Origin of the sequence: Duganella sp. Leaf126, assembly GCF_001423125.1 — a bacterium.
Classification (GTDB): Bacteria; Pseudomonadota; Gammaproteobacteria; order Burkholderiales; family Burkholderiaceae_D; genus Rugamonas.
Genome location: NZ_LMNW01000003.1, coordinates 1 through 19295, shown reverse-complemented (window position 1 = coordinate 19295; position 19295 = coordinate 1). Strand labels below are relative to the sequence as shown.

The following is a 19295-nucleotide window of genomic DNA, read 5'->3' as shown; positions in this document are numbered from 1 at the left end:
CGCGGCGAATTGAAGGCCGGAAACTAGCGTTCGAGAACGAACATACCGGGCCCGGGCCGAGCAGGTATACTTCGTTTTTCGTTTAACGCGGCCACTGCCGCACACTGCATGCTCGAGATTCTGCAACGCCTGGACGCCAACAGCAACGATATCGGCCTCATGGTCGAGTTGTTCGCCACCCTGCGGCCCCGGCGTCCCACCGATGGGGCGCGCGCCACATCGAACGTCCGCACGTTGACCCAGTTGCTCAAGGGCGAACCCGCACACGCGATGGCGCTGCGCGGCTACACCCGCAACCTGCTGGCCGCCCGCCGCCACGCCAGCCTGTACACCGAAATCGGCGTGCTGTCCAACGACGGGTTTTTCAGCGAACTCAAACACCGGATCGCCTCGCGCATCCTGCCGCCCGCGCTCGGCGACGAATACCTGAGCGACGCCATCGACCAGGTGCTGTACAAGCGCACCGATTACCTCTGGATGAGCGCGGTGCCGGCGGCCGACTGGCTGGACCTGATCGAGGTCATCAACACCGGCGCCGGCAGCGCTCCGGGCCAGGTCTCCAACCTGATGCTGCCCGGCCTGCTGGACGCGATCCAGACGCTGTCGTACCGCGTCTGCGCGATCGGTCTGGAACCCAAGCTCACCAATTTCCATACCGAGATGGAAACCTACGAGTCGCCGTTCACGGGACAGAATATCGAGGTCAATGCCTACCTGGCCGCGTACAAGCGCAAGCTGGCCGGCGACGACGTCGCGATGGAAGATGCGCGCCACCTGCTGGTGATGCTCGACCAGTGCGAAACGGTGGTGGTCAAGATCCGCAAGAAGGCGCTAAACCAGGGCACCAGCATCGCCCTCACCTACCTGCTGGTGACGCTCACCCAGAGCATCAATCGCCTGCGCAAGCTGCTGTACCTGGTCGATACCAGCGACGACCTGGCGCCCGATGCCCCGGCACGGCTGGCAACGGCCGCAGCCGGCGACACCCAGGTCGTGCAGCAGGTGGCGCCCGACCACCGCAAGGCGGCCGCCATCACGCTGGCGCTGGAACTGGTCACGGCCCACAACAACAAGTACATGGTCAGCGATCTGCTGCGCGACAACATCAACCTGCTGGCGCGCAACGTCACGGAAAACGCCAGCCACACGGGCGAACACTACGTGGCCGAATCGCGCACCGCGCTGTTCGCCATGTTCCTGCAGGCGGCCGGGGCCGGCCTGATCATCGGCTTCATGGCGCTGTTCAAGATCCTGTTTTCCTACCTGCGCGCCGCGCCGCTGGTGGAGACCTTCCTGTTCAGCATGAACTACTCGCTGGGCTTCGTCTTCATCCACCTGCTGCACTTCACGGTAGCCACCAAGCAGCCGGCGATGACCGCGTCGCGCATCGCGGCCGGGCTGCAGAGCAAGGATGGCCGGAATATCGACCTCGACAGCATGACCGAACTGTGCAACAAGGTCTTGCGCACCCAGATCATGGCAGTGCTGGGCAACCTGGCCACCGCCATACCGACTGCCTGGCTGATCGCCATGGCCTGGCCGTACCTGACCGGCCACCACCTGGTGAGCCAGGGCAAGGCGATGCATCTGCTGGCCGACATCGATCCGATTCACGGCCCCAACCTGCTGTATGCGGCCGTGGCTGGCGTCTGCCTGTTCCTGGCCGGCCTGATCTCGGGCTACTACGACAACAAGGCGCTGTACACGCGCTGGGCCCAGCGGATCGCCCAGTTGCGCAGCCTGCGCTGGCTGCTGGGCCCGGCGCGGCTGCGCCGTTTCGGCGTCTACATGGAAACCAACCTGGGCGGCCTGATGGGTAACTTCTTCTTCGGCATCATGCTTGGCGTGATGCCGCTGCTCGGGTTTCTGCTGGGTCTGCCGCTCGATATCCGCCACGTCACGTTCTCGTCCGCCAACTTCGCGACAGCGATGGTGGGACTCGATTACCATGTCAGTTGGCAACTCGTGGTGACCTCGATCGCCGGTTTCCTCGGCATCGGCATCGTCAACCTGATGGTCAGTTTCGGGCTGGCGCTGTGGGTGGCGCTGCGCTCGCGCCAGGTGCGTTTTACCCACGGCTGGCGCCTGAGCAAGGCGCTGGTCAAGCGTTTTTTCCAGGGGCCGGTGACTTTCCTGATCGGTGCCCGGGCAGCCCCCGCCTTACCGTACGATGAACCGCAGTTACTGGAGAAAACCTCAAAATGAAAGCGACGAGCTTGCGACTCTGGCTACCCGCCAGCCTGATGTGCTGGGCACTGCTGGGCGCCTGCGCATCGCTGCCCGATGTGAGCCAGCTCGACACCAAGGTGGCGGCCGGCGCCACGCCCACCGTGCACGGCAAAAACGGCGAACTGAGCGCCGACCGTACCCGGGCGCTGCTGGCCAAGCGCTATGCGAAGAGCACGCTCGACCTGCAGCAGCAGGCCTCGCTCGAGGAAGCGGCCACCGGCGTGCCGCTGATTGCCGGCAACAAGACCACGCTGCTGTTCGACGGTCCGCAGACCATGAGCGAAATGCTCAAGGCCATCGAAGGCGCCAAGAACAGCATCAACCTGGAAACCTATATCTTCGACCAGGACGGCATGGGCCTGAAATTTGCCGATGCCCTGATCGCGCGGCGCAAGGCCGGCGTGGCGGTCAACATCATCTACGACAGCGTGGGCACGCTCGGTGTGCCGAAGGAATTTTTCCAGCGCATGCGCGACGCCGGCATCAGCCTGCTGGAATTTAACCCGGTCAATCCGGCCAAGCTGTCGGGCGACAGCTGGAAAATCAATAACCGCGACCACCGCAAGGTACTGATCGTCGATGGCCGCATTGCGTTCACGGGCGGCATCAATATCAGCGGCACCTATTCCAAGAGTTCGCTGTTCCGGTCGCGCAACAAGGCGTCCAAGGGCGAAGACGACGTCGGCTGGCGCGACACCCACATCAAGATCGAAGGCCCCGCCGTGCACGCGTTCCAGTGGCTGTTCGTGCGCCAGTGGGCGGCGCAGGACCGCGCCGACCTGATCGACGCCGACTTTTTCCCCACCCCCTATATTGCCGGCGATAAGGTGATCCGGGTGCTGGGCAGCGACCCGGGCGGCCACTTCGAGATTTTCAAGGCCTATAACCTGGCGATGCAGGAAGCCAAGAAAAGCATCCACATCACGTCGGCCTATTTCGTGCCGGACCAGCAGACCGTCGATGCACTGAAGGCTGCCGCCAGACGCGGCGTCGATGTGAAGATCGTGCTGCCGGGCGTATCCGACAGCGGCCTGGTGTTCCACGCGGGGCGCAGCTTTTACGACGAGCTGCTGTCCTCGGGCGTGAAGATCTACCAGCTTAAGCTGGCCGTGCTGCACGCCAAGACGGCGGTGATCGACGGCAAATGGTCAACCGTCGGCTCGACCAATATGGACACCCGCAGCTTCCTCCACAACAGCGAACTGAACGTGGTGGTGCTCGGCGACGCCTTCGGTAACGAGATGGAACGGGCGTTCCAGGAAGACTTGCGCGACTCGGTACAGATCACGCTCGACCAGTGGCGCCACCGGCCATGGCTGGACCGCATGAAGGAATGGGCGGCGCAGCTGACCAATTACTGGCTGTAGCGGCAACGCCTGGTCAGATCTGGCGCTGGCCGCCATCGACAGACAGTTCGATGCTATTGACAAAGCTGGCGTCGTCCGAGGCGAGCAGCACGGCAGCTTCGGCGATCTCGTCCGGCGCACCCACGCGGCGCGACGGGATAATGCTCGCCAGCTGGTCGAGGAAGTCGTGCTGTTGTGACGGACCCGTGCGGACCAGCTCGACCAGGCGGGCCGTGCTGGCAGACGTGGGCGTTGCTTACCTATCGTCGTGGATGGTAGCCGAGCAGTTGCACAGCGGCCGCTTGCGCGCGGTGCTGGCTGACCATGCACGCCCGCCTTCGCCGCTCAATGCCGTGTACCCGACCCAAAGAATGGTGCCATGGAGCGCGACCGTGTTCATCGTTTTCATCGCTGCGCTGTTTGCCGCCACGCCGGGGCTCAATGGCGCTGCCCTCGCTTGACGCCCGCCTCCTGCTGACCCGGGATCAGGCGACCGCCGTGGTATGCCAGGCGTCGCCGATGCGCTCGAATATCTCGGTCTGGGCCGGCTCGAACGTGGCCGTGCCATCGACCCAACTGTAGCGCACCACTTCGATTTTGTCGCTGTGCACGCGGATCACGTTGAACGAGTTGGACTCGCCGCGGCCGCGGGTCGAGGTCGCCGTGCCCGCCTGCACCACCAGCGCCGCGTAGCCGGGCAGCTTGTAGCGGTCGGTGCTGAGACCCGCGCTGCTGGCGTGAAAATGGCCGGCCAGCAGCAGATCGACGCCGCACTCGGAGAACGCCCGCATCGCCATCGGCGCGCGGTCGACCAGGTCGTCCTTGTCGAAGTTTTGCGGCAGGTCGAACGGGTGGTGGGTGACCACGATGCGGGTGACATCCTTGGGCACCGCGCCCATGCGCTGGCGCAGCAGCGCGATCTGTTCCTGGTTGACGCGGCCATCCTTGATGGTCAGCGAGCGCGCGGTGTTAATGCCGAGCACCGCGATCTCGTCATCGACGTACTCGGGCGTCAGGTCCAGCGTCACGTAGCGCAGATACTTGCGCAGCGGCGTCAGGAAGCGGCTGGCGACATTGTAGAGCGGGATGTCGTGATTGCCCGGCACCACGATCTGCGGCCCCGGCAAGGTGTCGAGGTAGGTGCGCGCGGCAATGAATTCCTCGGTCTTGGCGCGCTGGGTCAGGTCGCCCGACACCACCAGCACATCGGGCGCGAGCGACGTCACCAGCGCCCGCAACGGTTCGAGCAATTGCTGGTCGACGCGGCCGAAATGCAGGTCGGATACATGAACGATGGTACGCATGGCTAGCTTCCCGTGGATGTGGTGCGACCGGGCGCGATCACGCTCAAGGCGCCGGGGCGCGAGCGATAGTGCAGCGGCGGCTTCATGTCGGTCACCTCGCCGTCGGTGGCCACGCGCAGGTGGCGGTGACGGGTGTCGATGTCGAGCTCGGTGGCGGTCAGCACGTCGAAGTCGCGCGCTGCCGACAGGCGGTTGAACAGCGCGTGCACGGCGTAGCGCAGCAGCGCCAGCCGGGTGGGCTTTTGCGCCACGTACATCACCAGCTTGCCGCTGTCGAGCCGCTCGCGCGCCCCCATGGTGAACCCCTGCAGATATTCGTTGTTGCCGATGAAGACGAACGGCGTGCGCCGCAGGTGCTCCTGGCCGTTGACGGTAAGCCGCACGCGCATGAACGGAAAGCGGCGCAGCACCACGAACAGCGCGCGCCCGAATGCATGCCACTTGCTGCGGCCGAACTTTTTCTGTTGCTGCTCGCGGTCACGGACCAGGTCCGGGTAAATGCCGAGGCTGGAATTGTTGAGGAAGATACGGCCATTGACTTCGCCCACGTCCACCCGCAGCGGCTTGCCGGTGACCGCGTTGGCAACCGCCTGGTCGAGGGCGAGCGGGATGCCGAGGTCCTTGGCAAAGTGGTTGAGCGTGCCCAGCGCCAGCACTGCCAGGTGGGTGTCGCTGCCCACCAGCTGCGAGGCCACGCAGTTGATGGTGCCATCGCCGCCACCGGCTACCACCACGGTGGCCTTGTCGGCCACCGCGCGGCGCGCCCGCTCGATCATTTCCGCGCCGCTGCTGGCGAGCAGGATGTCCGGTTCGGCGCCGTGGCGGCGGAAGGTCTCGGCCAGGGTGGTGGACCAGTCGCCGCAATAACCGAGGCCGGCGCTGGCGTTGATGATGACGACAATCGAATTGAGCACACGCTTCCTTGTAAAGTCCGGTCAGGCAGCGAGCGAACGTGCTTCGCGGCGGCGGCGCAGCGTGGAGATGGCCGTGATGCAGATCGCCAGCCAGGCCGCGCTGCTGGCCATGGCCGCCAGCACGTCGCTCAGGTAATGCGCGCCAAGATAGACGCGACTGAACGCGACCAAGAATATCATCAGCAGGCAGCACAGCGCTGTTGCCAAGCGCACACTCCAGCCCTTGCAGGCGATCATGATGTAACAGGCCAGCAGCCCGTAGAACAAGGTTGCGGCAGCCGTATGGCCGCTGGGGAAACTGTACGTGGTCAGCGTAACCAGCGGCTCGTCGAAGTAGGGCCGGCTGCGCTGGAACACCTGCTTGAGCAATACGTTGAGCATCATGCCCGGCAACACCGTAACACCCAGCGCCAGCAGCCAGTAACGCTGGCCGCGCCGCCACAGCACGTAGCCGAAGACGGCCACCAGCACGAGCATGCCGCCCACCTTGTGCACGAAGGAAATGAACAGCATGCAGCTCGTGTACGGTTCGACATGGTTGGCATTGAACCAATTGGCAATTTGCAAGTCCAACACGGTGATGGCGTCCTGGTCGGTCACCTCGTCGGCGAGATGGCCGAAGACCGAGACCGAAATGACCATGATCAGCACGCCCAGGGTCAAATGCAGGCCGAACTGGCCGCCCGGCGTCATCCTAGCGCCGATGAAACGTAAGAATTTGCTAAAAATTTGGCGCCTCCCGTTGGCCTGCCATAGAAGTTGGCTAATAAATCACAAAACAACAAATTTACTGTTTATTTGCACAGTACCTGTGTATGCATACAGTAGTTATGCTATTCTGAACTCCTCGTTAAACACATCGCCTAAAAGGAAATGTCATGATCAACAGCAGCCTCAGCTCCCGTTTCGGTCTCGAATACATGCCTACCTCGTTCATGGTGCGCGTGGGCAAGCGCGAATTGCTGGTGTGCCGTGACTTCCGCAAGCGTTTTTACGCCGTCAATCCCGTCATCGAATGCGATACCGGTGTCCAGCCTGGTCACCTCGAAATTCTGCTGTGCCGCCGCTGGCTGCTCATCATGTCGAAAGCGCATTGAGATGGCGGTGTGCACAACGGCCTTTGCGCTCGCTTACCCAGGTAGGCACCCGGCTGCACACCCAGGTGCTTACCCTGTGATTCCCCCGGTTGCCGGTCCCGGCTGCCCGATCCAGTCGCCCGATAGCCCGGCAGATGCCGCCAGCTCGCAGGCGCTCCTCACCTGGATCTGGCAGCTGGCCCACCGTCAAGCGCCGCAACGCCAGCGCTGATTTTTAGCATTGAACGCTAACACCGTCTTTCAGCATCGTTTGTCACACCATGTGCCAGCACAGCTAGTCAACAACGTTCGTCAGCGCTGATCATCTGCTCTGACTGCCAGCACCGGTTGTCGACGCCGTTGACAGCAGCGGCCTCAACAATGATCGTCAGCACCACTGCACTGCCTTCGACTGCTGCCATGTTATCGTTTTTTCCACGTGGCACGGTACAGTGCGCAGCAGCTTAATCGTTCCCTAAGCCTTGCCGCACTGCTCGCGTAAAAAATCCCGCAAGGCCAGCACCGTCGCCGAGACCTGCGAGCGGTGCATGCACACCATGTGCAGCGGCGTCGGCTCGCCTGCCAGGTCCGGCATCAGCGTCACCAGCCTGCCTGCACGCAGGTCGGCGCTCACGTCGAGCCGCGACTTGTAGGCCACGCCCACGCCGGCCAGCGCCCAGCGGCGCACCAGGTCGGCGTCGTCGGCGCTGCGGTCGCCGTTGACCTGCAGCGTCAGCGGTTCGTGCCTGGCTGCCGGATAGAAGGTCCAGCGGTCGTGGATCACATCGTCAAGCATGAAGCGCAGGCAGTTATGCCGTGACAAGTCGCGCACATCGGACAGCGGACCATGGCGCCGCACGTAATCGGGCGCGGCCACCAGCACGCGGCGGTTGTCGGGCGCCAGCGGCAAGGCGATCAGGCTCGAGTCATCTTGCAGTCCGTAGCGGATCGCGATATCGACCGGCTGGCGGTACAGGTCCGACAGCCGGTCGCTCACGCTGAGCTGGTAACTGACCTTGGGATACAGGGCCTGGAACTGGTCGAGCCAGCCGACCAGCAGATTGCGTCCGAGGTCGGACGGCATGGAAATCTTGAGCACGCCACCGAGGGTTTCCTTGCCTTCGGCCAGCGCGTCGTGCCCATCCTGCAGCGCACGCAAGGCATCGCGCGCATGCCGCAGGTAGCGCTCCCCCTCGTCGGTCAGGCGCAGCGAGCGCGTGGTGCGGGCAAACAGGCGGATGCCCAGTTCACCCTCGAGCCGCTTGACGGCCGCACTGGCCAGCGCTGGCGACACCTCGAGCTCGCGCGCAGCCGCCGACAAGCTGCCACGCTCGGCAGTGCGGACGAACACCATCAAATCATCGAGTCGCAGCACTTTCTTCGTTCCTTTGAAAGTGTTTCAATCAAGCGCGTCTTTTTCGCGCCGTCCAAATAAATGATCATACCGTCATCAGTCCACCTCCAGGAGCACTTCATGAAAGCCATTGCCTACCGCCAGTCCCTGCCCATCAACGACGACCAGGCGCTGATCGATATCGACCTGCCCGAACCGCAAGCGCAGGGCCGCGACCTGCTGGTGGCGGTCAAGGCCGTCTCCGTGAACCCGGTCGACGTCAAGATACGGGCCAGTGCGCCGCCTGCGGACGGCGCGGCCAAGGTCATCGGCTGGGATGCGGCAGGCGTGGTGCAGGCGGTCGGCCCCGATGTCACCCTGTTCAAGCCCGGCGACGAAGTCTGGTACGCCGGCGACCTGACCCGCCCCGGCACCAACAGCGCGCTGCACCTGGTGGACGAGCGCATCGTCGGCCACAAGCCGCGCACGCTGGACTTTGCCGAGGCTGCGGCGCTGCCGCTGACCGCCATCACCGCCTGGGAACTGCTGTTCGAGCGCCTGCAGGTGAGCCGCGACAAGGCGCTCACCGGCCAGTCGCTGCTGGTGATCGGCGCAGCGGGCGGCGTCGGTTCCATCCTGGTGCAACTGGCGCGCCAGCTCACCGGCGTGACCGTGATCGGCACGGCCTCGCGCGACGATACCGCGCGCTGGGTGACGGAACTGGGCGCCCACCACGTGATCGACCACAGCAAGCCACTGAACGAAGAAATCAAGCGCCTCGGTCTGCCGCCGGTGACCTACGTGGCGGCGCTGAACCAGACCGACCACCACTGGCCGGCCATCGCCGAACTGGTGGCGCCGCAAGGCAAGGTGGCGCTGATCGACGATCCCTCCGCCATCGACGTGCGCGTACTGAAACGCAAGAGCGTGTCGCTGCACTGGGAATTCATGTTTACGCGCTCGATGTTCGAAACCGACGACATGGCCCAGCAGCACCAGCTGCTCGACGACGTGGCGCAACTGGTCGATGCCGGCGTCATCAGGACCACGCTCGGCGAGCGCTACGGCGCCATCAACGCCGCCAACCTCAAGCGCGCGCACGCGCTGATCGAAAGCAACCGCGCCAAGGGCAAGATCGTGCTGGAAGGTTTCTGATAGTCGTCACGCCATAACGGCAGCAGGCAGCCCCCGACAAGGCAAACAACCGCGGCGGCAATGCCGCCGGCCGGGCGTGCCGTCGGCGGGAGTGCCGCTGAAGGCGCAGCTGCCGGAGTGCCGCTGAAGGCGCAGCTGCGGGTGTGTCGCTGAAGGCGCAGTTGCGGGAATGCCGCTCAAGGCGCATTTGCGGGGTGCAGCTCAAGTTGCAGCTGCGGGAAGGCTGCTTAAGTTGCAGCTTCGGGAATGCCGCTGAAGGCGCAGTTGCGGGAATGCCGCTGAAGGCGCAGCTGCGGGAATGCCGATCAAGGCGCATTTGCGGGGGTGCTGCTCAAGTTGCAGCTGCGGGAAGGCTGCTTAAGTTGCAGCTTCGGGAGTGCCGCTGAAGGCGCAGTTGCGGGAATGCCGCTCAAGGCGCAGCTGCGGGAATGCCGCTCAAGTTGCAGCTGCGAGGATGCCACTCAAGTTGCAGCTGCGAGGATGCCACTCAAGTTGCAGCTGCGAGGGTGCCAGTTGAGGCGTAGCTGTGGCGGGTGTCGCTGAAGCTGCAACTGCGTGCCCGCCGACGATTTCGCTCTGGCGCGGCTGACGATTTTGCGCTCGCGCCGCGATACGGCCCGCCGATGCAGCAAGCCTGTTACCCGACTTGGGCTGCAGGCACAGCGCCCTGCACAACCGGTGGCGGCACCATGGCTTGCTGCCCGGTCTGCTGCTCCCGTTCCTGCAACGATGCCAGCACGCGGGCGTCGTGCGCGACCAGCGTTTCCTGCATGGTGGCGGCCTGGATGCAGGTCTGTTCGATCACGGACAGGAACAGCTGCTGGCGGCGCTGCAGGCGCGCCGACCGGTAGCCGAGCTGCTCGAACATGGTGGCGATGTCGATGCAATAGGCCCGTAACTCCCACATGGTATGACGGGTGGCGTCGATGTCGTCCTGCATGCTGTGGTCGCAGTCGATGAACTCGAGCCGGGCGCGCGGGTCCTGGTCGGCTGCCCGGATGACCGGCAGCCACAGAGCGAACTTGTGCGCGATACGCCGCATGCGGGCGATTTTATGGTCGAGCATGCGGCAGTAATGCCAGCTCAGCCACCAGACCGGCAGGCGGGACATCCAGCGCGGCAGTCCCGACGTATGCAGCGACTCCTCGAGTTTTTTGACGGCGGCAATCAGGCGGCGGGTACTGTCGGCAGCAGACGCAGTGGACACGGTGGGCATGGTGGCGGCTCCGGAAGACGAACGAAGCGCTCACCATAGCTGTCTGGTCAAGCATTCTGTTTGATACGGATTAAACTTTGCGCATTTTTATCGCGATCCACATGGCCTGGCAGGTCAGCGCAAGGTCGCCAGCGCTGACGCCGCCACCATGCTGGCGATGGCCAGCCACTGGCTGGCCGTCAGGTGCTCGCCCAGCATCAGCATGCCGGCCAGCGCGCTGAGCGCAGGCGTGGCGCTGCTGAACATGCTGAACGTCCGCGACGACAGGCGGCGCATCGACAACATCTCCAGCGTGTAGGGCAAGGCGCTCGACATGACGGCGATGGCCAGTCCCACGGCCATGAACGCGGGCGTGAGCAGCACCGGTCCCGAAGTCCAGACGCCCAGCGGCACGATGAACAGCGCACCGGCCGTCATGCCCCAGGCTACCGACTGGCCGCCGTGCATCACGGAGACCCGCTTGCCGATCACGATGTAGATGGCCCAGCAGCACGCTGCGCCCGCTGCATAGGCGATGCCGACCGGGTCGAGTCGCGCAAGCTGGCCGTGTGACGCCGGCAGCGGCAACAGAAAATACAGTCCCAACACCGCCAGCGCCACCGCGACCAGGTCGCGCGGCCGGCGCGACGACCACACCGCCACTGCCAGCGGACCGCAGACCTCGATCGCCACGGCAATACCCATCGGGATATGGCTGAAAGCACGGTAGATCAGCAGATTCATCAGGCCGATCACGCTGCCGTACAGGGCCACGCTGCCCGCCTGCGGCAAGGTGAGCGGCGTGCGCCAGGGGCGGAAGATCGCCATCATCAGCACGGCCGCAAAACCGATGCGGTAAGCGGTCACGCCTTCGACCCCGACCGCCGGAAACAGCTGCTTGGCCACCGCCGCGCCGGCATTGAGCGAGAGCTGGCTGGCCAGCAAGGCCAGTCCGGCCAGCAGGGGGCTGCCTGGCGCACGATGGTTTTGCACCGTCATCGGCTGCCGGCGCCCTGTATGCCCCGGCTGCTGCCTGGGTTCCAGCATGTGCCCATCTTCGGCCCTTTGTATCGTTGCAATATCGCTCATTATATGGGGTTTTATTCCTTGCAATGCTGGTAACGGCCCTGTCCTGGCAGACCAGCACCGCAGCGTCCGACGGGTAACGCGCGCAGGGCTTACAATACGAAAATCGCCGACCCGTTACGTAAACTGCAATACGATGCAAGCCCAACTCGAACCGTTTCACGCCCTCGCCATCAGCCGCCTGGCCCACGCCCTCAAGGCGCAGGGACGCGCCATCATCCACATGGAATTCGGTCAGCCGTCCACCGGCGCACCGCCGGCAGCCGTGGCCCGCGCCCACGCGGTGCTCGACGACGATGCCATGGGCTACTGGGAAAGCGCGCCGCTCAGGCACCGGCTGGCGCGGCACTACCAGGAACGTTACGGTGTGACGATCGACCATGAACGCTTCATCCTCACCTGCGGCGCGTCGCCGGCGCTGGTGCTGGCCTTGAGTTCGCTATTATCGCCGGGCGACCGGGTGGCGCTGGCGCGGCCCGGCTACGTGGCTTACAGGAATGCCCTCAAGGCCCTGCACCTGGAGCCGGTGGAAATTGCCTGCGGCCCCGAGGTGCGCTACCAGCTCACCGCCGCCGCGCTGGCCGCCATTGAGCCGGCGCCCAATGCCGTCATCATCGCCAGCCCGGCCAATCCGACCGGCACCATCATCGCTGCCGAGGAGCTGGCCGCGATTGCCGAAGTGTGCCGGGTGCGCGGCATCCGCATCGTTTCCGACGAGATTTATCATGGCCTCAGCTACGTGGCGCCGGCGCAGACCATCCTCGCCTATGCGCCCGAGGCGCTGGTGGTGAACAGTTTTTCCAAGTATTTCAGCATGGCCGGCTGGCGCCTGGGCTGGCTGCTGGTGCCGCACGACCACGTGGCCCGCGCCCAGGCCTATTGCGGCAACCTGTTCCTGACCGCGCCGTCGCTGAGCCAGCACGCGGCGCTGGCCGCCTTCGACGACCTGGCCGAGCTCGATAACCACCTGCACGTGTATGCGGAAAACCGCCGCCTGCTGCTGGCGGCCCTGCCCGGCCTGGGCCTGCGCGCCATCGCTCCGCCCGACGGCGCCTTCTATATCTATGCCAGCATCGCCCACCTGACCGACGACAGCCTGGATTTCTGCCAGCGCCTGTTGAACGATACCGGCGTTGCCACTGCGCCCGGGGTCGACTTTGACCCGGTGGACGGCCGCCATTTTTTCCGCATGAGTTTTGCCGTCTCCACCGCGCAGATCGTGGAAGCCATCAGCCGCCTGCAGCCATGGTTTGCAGCGCACCCCAGACTTGAATCCGTTCAGCCATAATTCGATGACAGCCATGCGTAACTTTACGACTTTCACCCTGGCCACGCTGCTGCTGGTCCATCAGTTTGCCAACGCCCAGCATCCGTCTCCGCTCGGTGACACGGTCACCATCGTCGGCCCCTTACAGTCGGGCACCGTGCAGATGGCATGGAGCTACACGGCGCTGGAAGCGGGCGTTGACATGTTCGAGCGCCGCAGTCCGCGCCTGGCGCCGGGCGCCACCCTGCGCTACAAAATGCCCAAAGGCATGTTGCCGCCGAAAGACAAGGACGGCGTACCCGAAGTGTCCAGCGCCGCCATCGCCGTCAAGGGCTGGTCGGTACCGTTGCCGCTGGCCCCGGACCTGAGCTTCGTCCTGCCGCCCAACGACCGCGCCAAGGCCGACAATGCCTACGTGGTGATGAGCCGGCGTTTTCCGGCCGGCCGCTACGAGCACCCGGTCGCCTACGTGCGCACGCCGGACCTGCCACCCAATGTGCTGCGGCTGGGCGACTTGCGGCTGGCCTGCGAAGTCCAGGTGCGGATCCTGAAAAAAGACATGTTGCGCGAGCGTTTGCTGCTCGACGCCAAGAGCTGGTTTGAAAAAGGCCCGTGCGAGAAGGACAAGGTGTTCGACGCGCCGGCGCCCTACGACCGCATCACCTACACGGCAGGTGCGCGCCAGCAGGCGATACCGGTGGGCGGCCAGCCGACAACCTTCAATGCCCCGCTCGGCGACGACAAATGGCCCGACGATACGCTGATCACGTTCGAGCTGGACGGCGAACCGGCGCCCAAACCGGTCGCCACGCCGCGCCCGCTGCAGCCGCCGAAACCGTTCGCCATTCCCATGCATGATAAGCCGGTGAACTTGCCGCCCGAACTGATCGAGCCGGACCTGTCGCAGGAAGCGCTGCTGTACCCGGCCACCGAAGTGCCTGCTGCCGCCCCCCTGCCGCCCCATCCTTGACCCGCGCGCCGCTGGCGTGCGCTACCCCAAGGCCAGCTCCACCGCGCAGGCCTAAGCTGACTGCTTCTGATCGGTCAGGAGACAGCCATGCGCGCACAACGCACCGATGGGGGCCTGCACGTGCAGGCGATTGCCGGCAGCCACGTGGTCTTTTTCGGCTTCGACTGGCCCGCAGCGCGCGCCGGCCAGCTGCAAGGCTACGCCATCCACCGCGCCGACCACGGCACCGGCCGCGCCGACTGGCTCACCGCGCAAAAACGCTACGCCAGCACCGACCCCGGCCTCGACAAGGGTACGGCCGTGTCCACCCGCAAGCATCCGCTGCAAACCTTCCAGTGGGCCGACTACACGGTGCGCCCCGGCGTCGAGTACACCTACCGCATCGTCGCCCTCGGCGGCACGCCCGCCATGCTCGACGTGCTGGCCGAAGTGGAGATACCGGTGCGCACGATCACCCGCACCCGGTCCGGCCACGCCATCCATTTCAACCGCGGCGCGATTGCCGCCCAGGAGTACGCCAGGCGCTTCGCCAACCGCGCGCCGGAAGACGTGCCCAACAACCAGGCCTTCGACTGGCTGAGCCGCGGCCTGTTCGAATCCCTGCTGGCGTTTATCGCCACCGCGCAAGCAGGCGATGCGCTGCATGCAGCCATCTACGAGGCACGCCATGCGCCGGTGCTCGATGCCCTGCGCGCCGCACGCGAACGCGGCGTTGCCGTGCGCATCATCTACGACGCCAAGCGCAATGGCGACGATCACCATCCGGCGTTTCCGCGCGAAGACAATATCGGCGAACTCGACCTGGCGCAGCTGGCCGATGCCGGCATCGCGCGTGAAAAAAACCCCGGCTACATCGCCCACAACAAGTTCATCGTGCTGTCGCAGCAAGGCGCACCCAGCGCCGTCTGGGGCGGCTCGCTGAACTGGTCGCCCAACGGCTTCTTCGGCCAGCTCAACACGGGCCACGAAGTGTGGGACGCCAACGTGGCGCAGCAATTTCTGGACTACTGGACGCTGCTCGCTGCCGATCCGTCCGGCGTGGCGCTGCGCGCCGCGGTCACCAGCGCATTTCCGCTGCCGGCGCAGTGGCCGGACGGCTGCACGCCCGTGTTCAGCCCGCGCCAGCAGCGCGACGCGCTGGACCGCTATATCGCCGAAATCCAGCGCGCCGACGCGGTGCTGCTGACACTGGCATTTTCCATCGACGACAAGCTGGGCCGGGCGCTCGCGCCCGAACACCGTGGCATGCGCTACGTGCTGATGGACGGTCTGAAAGGCAACAGGCAGCAGGTGGACAAGATCCGCCACATCGTCAAGGAAATCCGCGCCACGGAGAGCGGCCGCGTCGCGATGGGCGCCTATTTGCGCACCAACGCGCTCGACCAGTTTCTGCTGGAACGCAGCAACGCCATGGCGCAGCATGTGCAATTCATCCACACCAAGTTCATGCTGATCGACCCGCTGGGCAAGCGTCCGCTGGTCATCAGCGGCTCGGCCAACTTCAGCCTCGCCTCGAGCAAGCAGAACGACGAAAACATGCTGGTCATCGCCGGCGACGAGGAAGTGGCCGACATCTACCTCGGCGAATTCATGCGGTCGTACACGCACTACGCCTTCCGCGACGCCGTGCGCGCGGCGCTGGCAAACGGCACCTTCTTCGCCAGCAACCCGCTCAATGAGGACTGCAGCTGGGCGCAGGCGTATTACGGCACCGGGTTCCGCAGCCGCCAGCGCAGGTACTTTGCGCGCAGCGCGGTGTAGCGAAAGCCGCCAGCGTTGCCACTACCTTGCCGCCACCGTCGGAAACGCCGGCGCGCCACGAAAATGAGACGGTCAACAGCGGCTTGAATCGTCATCGTCCCGGGCGCCTCCAAATCGTGTGGACCGTTAAAATTTCCGCTCCACAGGTCAAGTACCCTTCAGCGAGAAGGCTGATGCTTTTCATTCCTATCTACACCATCGAAAGGTCCTACCTTGAACCAACAAAACCGCCGCATCCTGCTGGCCAGCCGCCCCGAAGGCAAGCCGACGCCTGACAATTTCAAGTTCGAGACCGTACCAGTGGCCGAGCCGGGCGACGGCCAGGTGCTGCTGAAAATCCTGTACCTGTCGCTGGACCCGTACATGCGCGGCCGCATGAGCGCCGCGAAATCCTACGCCGCGCCGCTGGAAGTTGGCGACGTGATGGAAGGCGGCACTGTCGGCCGCGTCATCACGTCACGCGACCCCGCGTTTGCCGAAGGCGACATCGTGCTGTCCCACTCCGGCTGGCAAAGCTATGCCATCGCCGACGCCTCCACGCTGCGCAAGCTCGATCCGTCCGCCGCGCCCGTCAGCACGGCGCTCGGCGTGCTCGGCATGCCAGGTTTTACCGCGTACGCCGGCCTGCTGACGATCGGCCAGCCAAAAGAAGGTGAAACCGTGGTGGTCGCTGCCGCCAGCGGCGCCGTGGGGTCGGCGGTCGGCCAGATCGCCAGGATCAAGGGCGCGCGCGCAGTCGGCATCGCGGGCGGCAAGGACAAGTGCGATTTCCTGCGCAACGAACTCGGCTTCGACGCCGTCGTCGACCACCGCGCACCGGACTTCGCCGACCAGCTCCAGGCCGCGTGCCCGCAAGGGATCGATGTCTACTTCGAAAACGTCGGCGGCCACGTCTGGGAAGCCGTCTTCCCCCTGTTGAACGAATTCGCGCGGGTGCCCGTATGCGGCCTGATCGCCCAATACAACGATGTCGCACCGCGCCCCGGCCCCGACCGTTTCCCCGGCTTCATGCGCGAAGTGCTGAGCCGCAGCCTGACCATTCGCGGCTTCATCCAGCGCGAATTCGTCGCCCAGCGCCCGGCGTTCTACAAAGAGATGGCCTCATGGATCGCCGCCGGAAAAGTACGGTACCGCGAAGACATCGTCGACGGTCTCGATGCAGCGCCGCAGGCCTTTATGGGGCTGCTGGAGGGGCGGAATTTTGGGAAGCTGGTGGTGCGGGTTGGGGAGTGAATGGGCGCTGCGCGCCCTGTTCGAATCCTTCCTGGCGGTAAAAGCCACCGCCCAGGGTGGGCGACACCCTGCCCGGAACCATCCACGAAGCACTCCATCCGCCGGTGCTGGACGAGCTGGGTGCAGCACGAGGGCGGCGCATCACCGTGCGCACGATTTTCGCGACAGCGAATAGAACGGCGATGGCAACAACCCCGCATTTGCACCGAATACAATGCAAGCCCGTGGCGGTGGCAAAGCTATATGACCGGGCTATCCTTGCGAGGGAAGGCAACACGTCGCCGTGGCTGCTCAGTAGCTCGACGGTGCGCGGGGCACCCCTGCGGGCGTGGGGAGCAATGGGCCCTGGCAGTCCTCCGGTTGCCTGCCGGCAGTTCATCCCCGCGAGCGCGGGGAACACCTCGTGAGTGAGGATTTGAATTGCTCGAACATCGGTTCACCCCCGCGAGCGCAGGAACACCCAGCGCGGCCTGGGCGGTTTATCCCCGCGAGCGCGGGGAACACATCGCCCACGGATTTATTGCGGCAGGGATGCCCGGTTTATCCCCGCGAGCGCGGGGAACACTTCTTCGGTTTATCTTCTTCCTTCTTGGCCTGCGGTTCATCCCCGCGAGCGCGGGGAACACTCCGGCTTGACGTTCTTCCAGGCCGTGACCGACGGTTCATCCCCGCGAGCGCGGGGAACACTGAAAACAGGCCAATTTGAGACGTCATCTGCCCGGTTCATCCCCGCGAGCGCGGGGAACACGAGTCGAAGGAATTGTCGCTGTTGTCCGTCGCCGGTTCATCCCCGCGAGCGCGGGGAACACAGGCGGTGGCTGTTGTTGATCAGCCATTCGGCCGGTTCATCCCCGCGAGCGCGGGGAACACGACTACCTGCCAGGCGGCCAGAAACGCGGCGGCGGTTCATCCCCGCGAGCGCGGAGAACACATCAGGACGCGATTGCCTGGCAGGCGGTCAACCGGTTCATCCCCGCGAGCGCGGGGAACACAGCGCACTGAGGTGAAAGCCGCCCTGCAGGTTCGGTTCATCCCCGCGAGCGCGGGGAACACTCGTTCGCGGCAGAACTGGCCGCCAAGCATTTCGGTTCATCCCCGCGAGCGCGGGGAACACGGCCACCGAGCAGACCTATGCGCTGCCCGAGGACGGTTCATCCCCGCGAGCGCGGGGAACACATCAGGGTTAGAAGCCATGAACCTATCAGAAGCGGTTCATCCCCGCGAGCGCGGGGAACACGTCCCCTGATACTGTTCGTTGCCGTTGGTTATCGGTTCATCCCCGCGAGCGCGGGGAACACACGTCGGCGGACACCTCAACGTTTAGAAAGGCCGGTTCATCCCCGCGAGCGCGGGGAACACCCGGAAACGCGATTCACGATTGCCTGGTCGGCCGGTTCATCCCCGCGAGCGCGGGGAACACTGCGCACGCTACGGTAATCGGCGTCCGCCTGGCGGTTCATCCCCGCGAGCGCGGGGAACACGGTGGCGCGGAAGGGTGCTTACCAACAGTCAGCGGTTCATCCCCGCGAGCGCGGGGAACACTTCAGCCGGCGGGTCGGCTCGCCGCTGCCAGCCGGTTCATCCCCGCGAGCGCGGGGAACACACCAATTATAACCTTTTGAAAAATAAGGGAAAATCATCCCCTCCATTTTCCACCGATTTTTCGTACTATTTTTAGTTATTAAAGAACGGAGAAAAGAACAAGCGTTTATTGCTCGTCTGGAATGGGGAGGGGGAGGAACGATACCAGTCTGATACCATCCATTTCGACTGGCATGCGCCGATTTTCGCCGAGTGTGAGAAAGTCGAAACCGGCCTCATTGGTATTGCTACGCCAGGCGATGACGGCGTTACCGTCTTCGATGCCCTCTTCTACCTGCGTCCAGATATGCTCGCGCAGACGGCGGGAGTAATTGCCGACATAGACGCCTGCGCGAACTTCAAGCAGCCAGATGGCGAGCCGGCCGCGCAGTCGAGGCGGGGCGTTTTCAAGAACGATGACCAACATCGCCGATACTCTCTGGGTTGGGAATGGCCGGCGCCACTGATTCGGCGGGGGCGACAGGCGGGGTGATGCCGCCCTCGGCCAGTAAAGTTTCGATATCGGGAATGATGCGTTCGAGAAGCCTGGACTGGCGGAACGCATCGCGGCAGCGTATGCGCACCTCGCGCTCGACATTGGGGACCGGCTTGGCCGCGACCGCGAAGGCGATCGGCACCACGGTATCGAACTTGTAGATGTCGGCGATATCGTACACGAACGACAGTGCTTTACCGGTGTGGATGAAGCCGATGGCTGGTGCATAACCGGCGGCCAGCACCGCAGCAGTTGTTCACGCAGCCCTTCCACCACAACGTCTTGGGCGAGCAGCAGCGCCTTCAAGGCGGCGATGTCGTTGGGCAGGTCGGCTGGGCTGAGCATGCGC

General features: G+C 64.6%; 19 protein-coding genes and 1 CRISPR repeat array. Of the genes, 9 read left to right on the top strand and 10 right to left on the bottom strand.

Annotated elements, in window-relative coordinates:
• Positions 1-108: 108 nt before the first annotated feature.
• The gene (locus tag ASF61_RS04340) at positions 109-2205 is read left to right on the top strand and encodes a site-specific recombinase (protein WP_056151584.1); all 2097 of its coding nucleotides are present in this window, start codon (positions 109-111) and stop codon (positions 2203-2205) included.
• Positions 2202-3596: a cardiolipin synthase gene (gene cls, locus ASF61_RS04335; RefSeq protein WP_056151581.1), complete on the top strand. Its 1395-nt coding sequence runs from the start codon at positions 2202-2204 to the stop codon at positions 3594-3596. The genes ASF61_RS04340 and cls overlap by 4 nt, the downstream gene beginning before the upstream one ends.
• Before the next feature lie 13 nt (positions 3597-3609).
• Here cls and ASF61_RS23135 read toward each other — a convergent pair whose 3' ends face one another.
• Positions 3610-3792 (bottom strand): SDR family oxidoreductase, encoded by a 183-nt coding sequence (locus tag ASF61_RS23135; protein ID WP_373994532.1) that lies wholly within the window; start codon positions 3790-3792, stop codon positions 3610-3612.
• 16 nt (positions 3793-3808) lie between these two features.
• Between ASF61_RS23135 and ASF61_RS23130 the strand changes: the two genes are divergently transcribed.
• A complete protein-coding gene (locus ASF61_RS23130; RefSeq protein ID WP_229205706.1) occupies positions 3809-4036 on the top strand; it encodes a LysR substrate-binding domain-containing protein in 228 nt (75 codons plus the stop codon).
• A 24-nt stretch (positions 4037-4060) separates the two neighbouring features.
• Here ASF61_RS23130 and ASF61_RS04325 read toward each other — a convergent pair whose 3' ends face one another.
• The 3 genes from ASF61_RS04325 to ASF61_RS04315 are packed head-to-tail and all read right to left on the bottom strand — an operon-like array spanning position 4061 to position 6486.
• Complete coding sequence (locus tag ASF61_RS04325; protein ID WP_056151577.1) at positions 4061-4879, bottom strand: metallophosphoesterase; 819 nt, start codon at positions 4877-4879, stop codon at positions 4061-4063.
• A 2-nt stretch (positions 4880-4881) separates the two neighbouring features.
• Complete coding sequence (locus ASF61_RS04320) at positions 4882-5793, bottom strand: diacylglycerol kinase family protein (protein WP_056151574.1); 912 nt, start codon at positions 5791-5793, stop codon at positions 4882-4884.
• A 21-nt stretch (positions 5794-5814) separates the two neighbouring features.
• A complete protein-coding gene (locus ASF61_RS04315; protein WP_056151572.1) occupies positions 5815-6486 on the bottom strand; it encodes a phosphatase PAP2 family protein in 672 nt (223 codons plus the stop codon).
• Positions 6487-6671: 185 nt separating this feature from the next.
• Between ASF61_RS04315 and ASF61_RS04310 the strand changes: the two genes are divergently transcribed.
• Positions 6672-6890, top strand: a complete 219-nt coding sequence (locus tag ASF61_RS04310; RefSeq protein WP_056151569.1) for a hypothetical protein — start codon at positions 6672-6674, stop codon at positions 6888-6890.
• Positions 6891-7168: 278 nt separating this feature from the next.
• On the opposite strand, the gene ASF61_RS24310 is transcribed toward ASF61_RS04310, so the two are convergent.
• Together ASF61_RS24310 and ASF61_RS04305 are read right to left on the bottom strand one after the other, a co-directional pair.
• Positions 7169-7291: a hypothetical protein gene (locus tag ASF61_RS24310; RefSeq protein ID WP_255354542.1), complete on the bottom strand. Its 123-nt coding sequence runs from the start codon at positions 7289-7291 to the stop codon at positions 7169-7171.
• A 53-nt stretch (positions 7292-7344) separates the two neighbouring features.
• Entirely contained in the window at positions 7345-8244 is a 900-nt protein-coding gene (locus tag ASF61_RS04305; RefSeq protein ID WP_056151566.1) for a LysR family transcriptional regulator, read from the bottom strand.
• A 99-nt stretch (positions 8245-8343) separates the two neighbouring features.
• On the opposite strand from ASF61_RS04305, the gene ASF61_RS04300 reads away from it, so the two are divergent.
• The gene (locus ASF61_RS04300) at positions 8344-9357 is read left to right on the top strand and encodes a zinc-binding alcohol dehydrogenase family protein (RefSeq protein ID WP_056151564.1); all 1014 of its coding nucleotides are present in this window, start codon (positions 8344-8346) and stop codon (positions 9355-9357) included.
• Between the two features lie 637 nt (positions 9358-9994).
• Here the strand turns inward: ASF61_RS04300 and ASF61_RS04295 are convergent.
• Positions 9995-10573, bottom strand: a complete 579-nt coding sequence (locus ASF61_RS04295; RefSeq protein WP_082491201.1) for a hypothetical protein — start codon at positions 10571-10573, stop codon at positions 9995-9997.
• Positions 10574-10687: 114 nt separating this feature from the next.
• Positions 10688-11551 carry a DMT family transporter gene (locus ASF61_RS04290; protein ID WP_056151562.1) on the bottom strand — a complete coding sequence of 288 codons (864 nt, stop codon included), beginning with the start codon at positions 11549-11551 and terminating at the stop codon, positions 10688-10690.
• Between the two features lie 223 nt (positions 11552-11774).
• Between ASF61_RS04290 and ASF61_RS04285 the strand changes: the two genes are divergently transcribed.
• The 4 genes from ASF61_RS04285 (at position 11775) to ASF61_RS04270 (ending at position 16869) form a co-directional block, all read left to right on the top strand.
• On the top strand, positions 11775-12926 hold the full coding sequence (locus ASF61_RS04285; protein ID WP_056151560.1) for an aminotransferase class I/II-fold pyridoxal phosphate-dependent enzyme: 1152 nt from the start codon (positions 11775-11777) through the stop codon (positions 12924-12926).
• A gap of 13 nt (positions 12927-12939) precedes the next feature.
• Positions 12940-13875: a hypothetical protein gene (locus ASF61_RS04280; protein ID WP_056151556.1), complete on the top strand. Its 936-nt coding sequence runs from the start codon at positions 12940-12942 to the stop codon at positions 13873-13875.
• Between the two features lie 87 nt (positions 13876-13962).
• Positions 13963-15636 (top strand): phospholipase D-like domain-containing protein, encoded by a 1674-nt coding sequence (locus ASF61_RS04275; protein ID WP_056151554.1) that lies wholly within the window; start codon positions 13963-13965, stop codon positions 15634-15636.
• 213 nt (positions 15637-15849) lie between these two features.
• On the top strand, positions 15850-16869 hold the full coding sequence (locus ASF61_RS04270; protein WP_056151551.1) for an NADP-dependent oxidoreductase: 1020 nt from the start codon (positions 15850-15852) through the stop codon (positions 16867-16869).
• A 475-nt stretch (positions 16870-17344) separates the two neighbouring features.
• Positions 17345-18472: direct repeats of the CRISPR family, unit length 29 nt; unit sequence CGGTTCATCCCCGCGAGCGCGGGGAACAC.
• A gap of 105 nt (positions 18473-18577) precedes the next feature.
• Here the strand turns inward: ASF61_RS04270 and cas2e are convergent.
• Both cas2e and ASF61_RS04260 read right to left on the bottom strand, forming a co-directional pair.
• Complete coding sequence (gene cas2e / locus ASF61_RS04265) at positions 18578-18877, bottom strand: type I-E CRISPR-associated endoribonuclease Cas2e (protein ID WP_056151549.1); 300 nt, start codon at positions 18875-18877, stop codon at positions 18578-18580.
• A complete protein-coding gene (locus ASF61_RS04260) occupies positions 18858-19190 on the bottom strand; it encodes a hypothetical protein (RefSeq protein ID WP_200919798.1) in 333 nt (110 codons plus the stop codon). The genes cas2e and ASF61_RS04260 overlap by 20 nt, the downstream gene beginning before the upstream one ends.
• Positions 19191-19295: the final 105 nt, after the last annotated feature.

Excerpts from the sequence above, each read along its gene's own strand:
- cas2e (WP_056151549.1), bottom strand. The coding sequence starts at position 18,877 with ATGTTGGTCATCGTTCTTGAAAACGCCCCGCCTCGACTGCGCGGCCGG.
- ASF61_RS04315 (WP_056151572.1), bottom strand. The coding sequence starts at position 6,486 with ATGACGCCGGGCGGCCAGTTCGGCCTGCATTTGACCCTGGGCGTGCTG.
- ASF61_RS04290 (WP_056151562.1), bottom strand. The coding sequence starts at position 11,551 with ATGACGGTGCAAAACCATCGTGCGCCAGGCAGCCCCCTGCTGGCCGGA.
- ASF61_RS04275 (WP_056151554.1), top strand. The coding sequence starts at position 13,963 with ATGCGCGCACAACGCACCGATGGGGGCCTGCACGTGCAGGCGATTGCC.
- ASF61_RS04300 (WP_056151564.1), top strand. The coding sequence starts at position 8,344 with ATGAAAGCCATTGCCTACCGCCAGTCCCTGCCCATCAACGACGACCAG.
- ASF61_RS04295 (WP_082491201.1), bottom strand. The coding sequence starts at position 10,573 with ATGCCCACCGTGTCCACTGCGTCTGCTGCCGACAGTACCCGCCGCCTG.
- ASF61_RS04340 (WP_056151584.1), top strand. The coding sequence starts at position 109 with ATGCTCGAGATTCTGCAACGCCTGGACGCCAACAGCAACGATATCGGC.
- ASF61_RS04310 (WP_056151569.1), top strand. The coding sequence starts at position 6,672 with ATGATCAACAGCAGCCTCAGCTCCCGTTTCGGTCTCGAATACATGCCT.
- ASF61_RS04285 (WP_056151560.1), top strand. The coding sequence starts at position 11,775 with ATGCAAGCCCAACTCGAACCGTTTCACGCCCTCGCCATCAGCCGCCTG.
- ASF61_RS04325 (WP_056151577.1), bottom strand. The coding sequence starts at position 4,879 with ATGCGTACCATCGTTCATGTATCCGACCTGCATTTCGGCCGCGTCGAC.
- ASF61_RS04280 (WP_056151556.1), top strand. The coding sequence starts at position 12,940 with ATGCGTAACTTTACGACTTTCACCCTGGCCACGCTGCTGCTGGTCCAT.
- ASF61_RS24310 (WP_255354542.1), bottom strand. The coding sequence starts at position 7,291 with ATGGCAGCAGTCGAAGGCAGTGCAGTGGTGCTGACGATCATTGTTGAG.
- cls (WP_056151581.1), top strand. The coding sequence starts at position 2,202 with ATGAAAGCGACGAGCTTGCGACTCTGGCTACCCGCCAGCCTGATGTGC.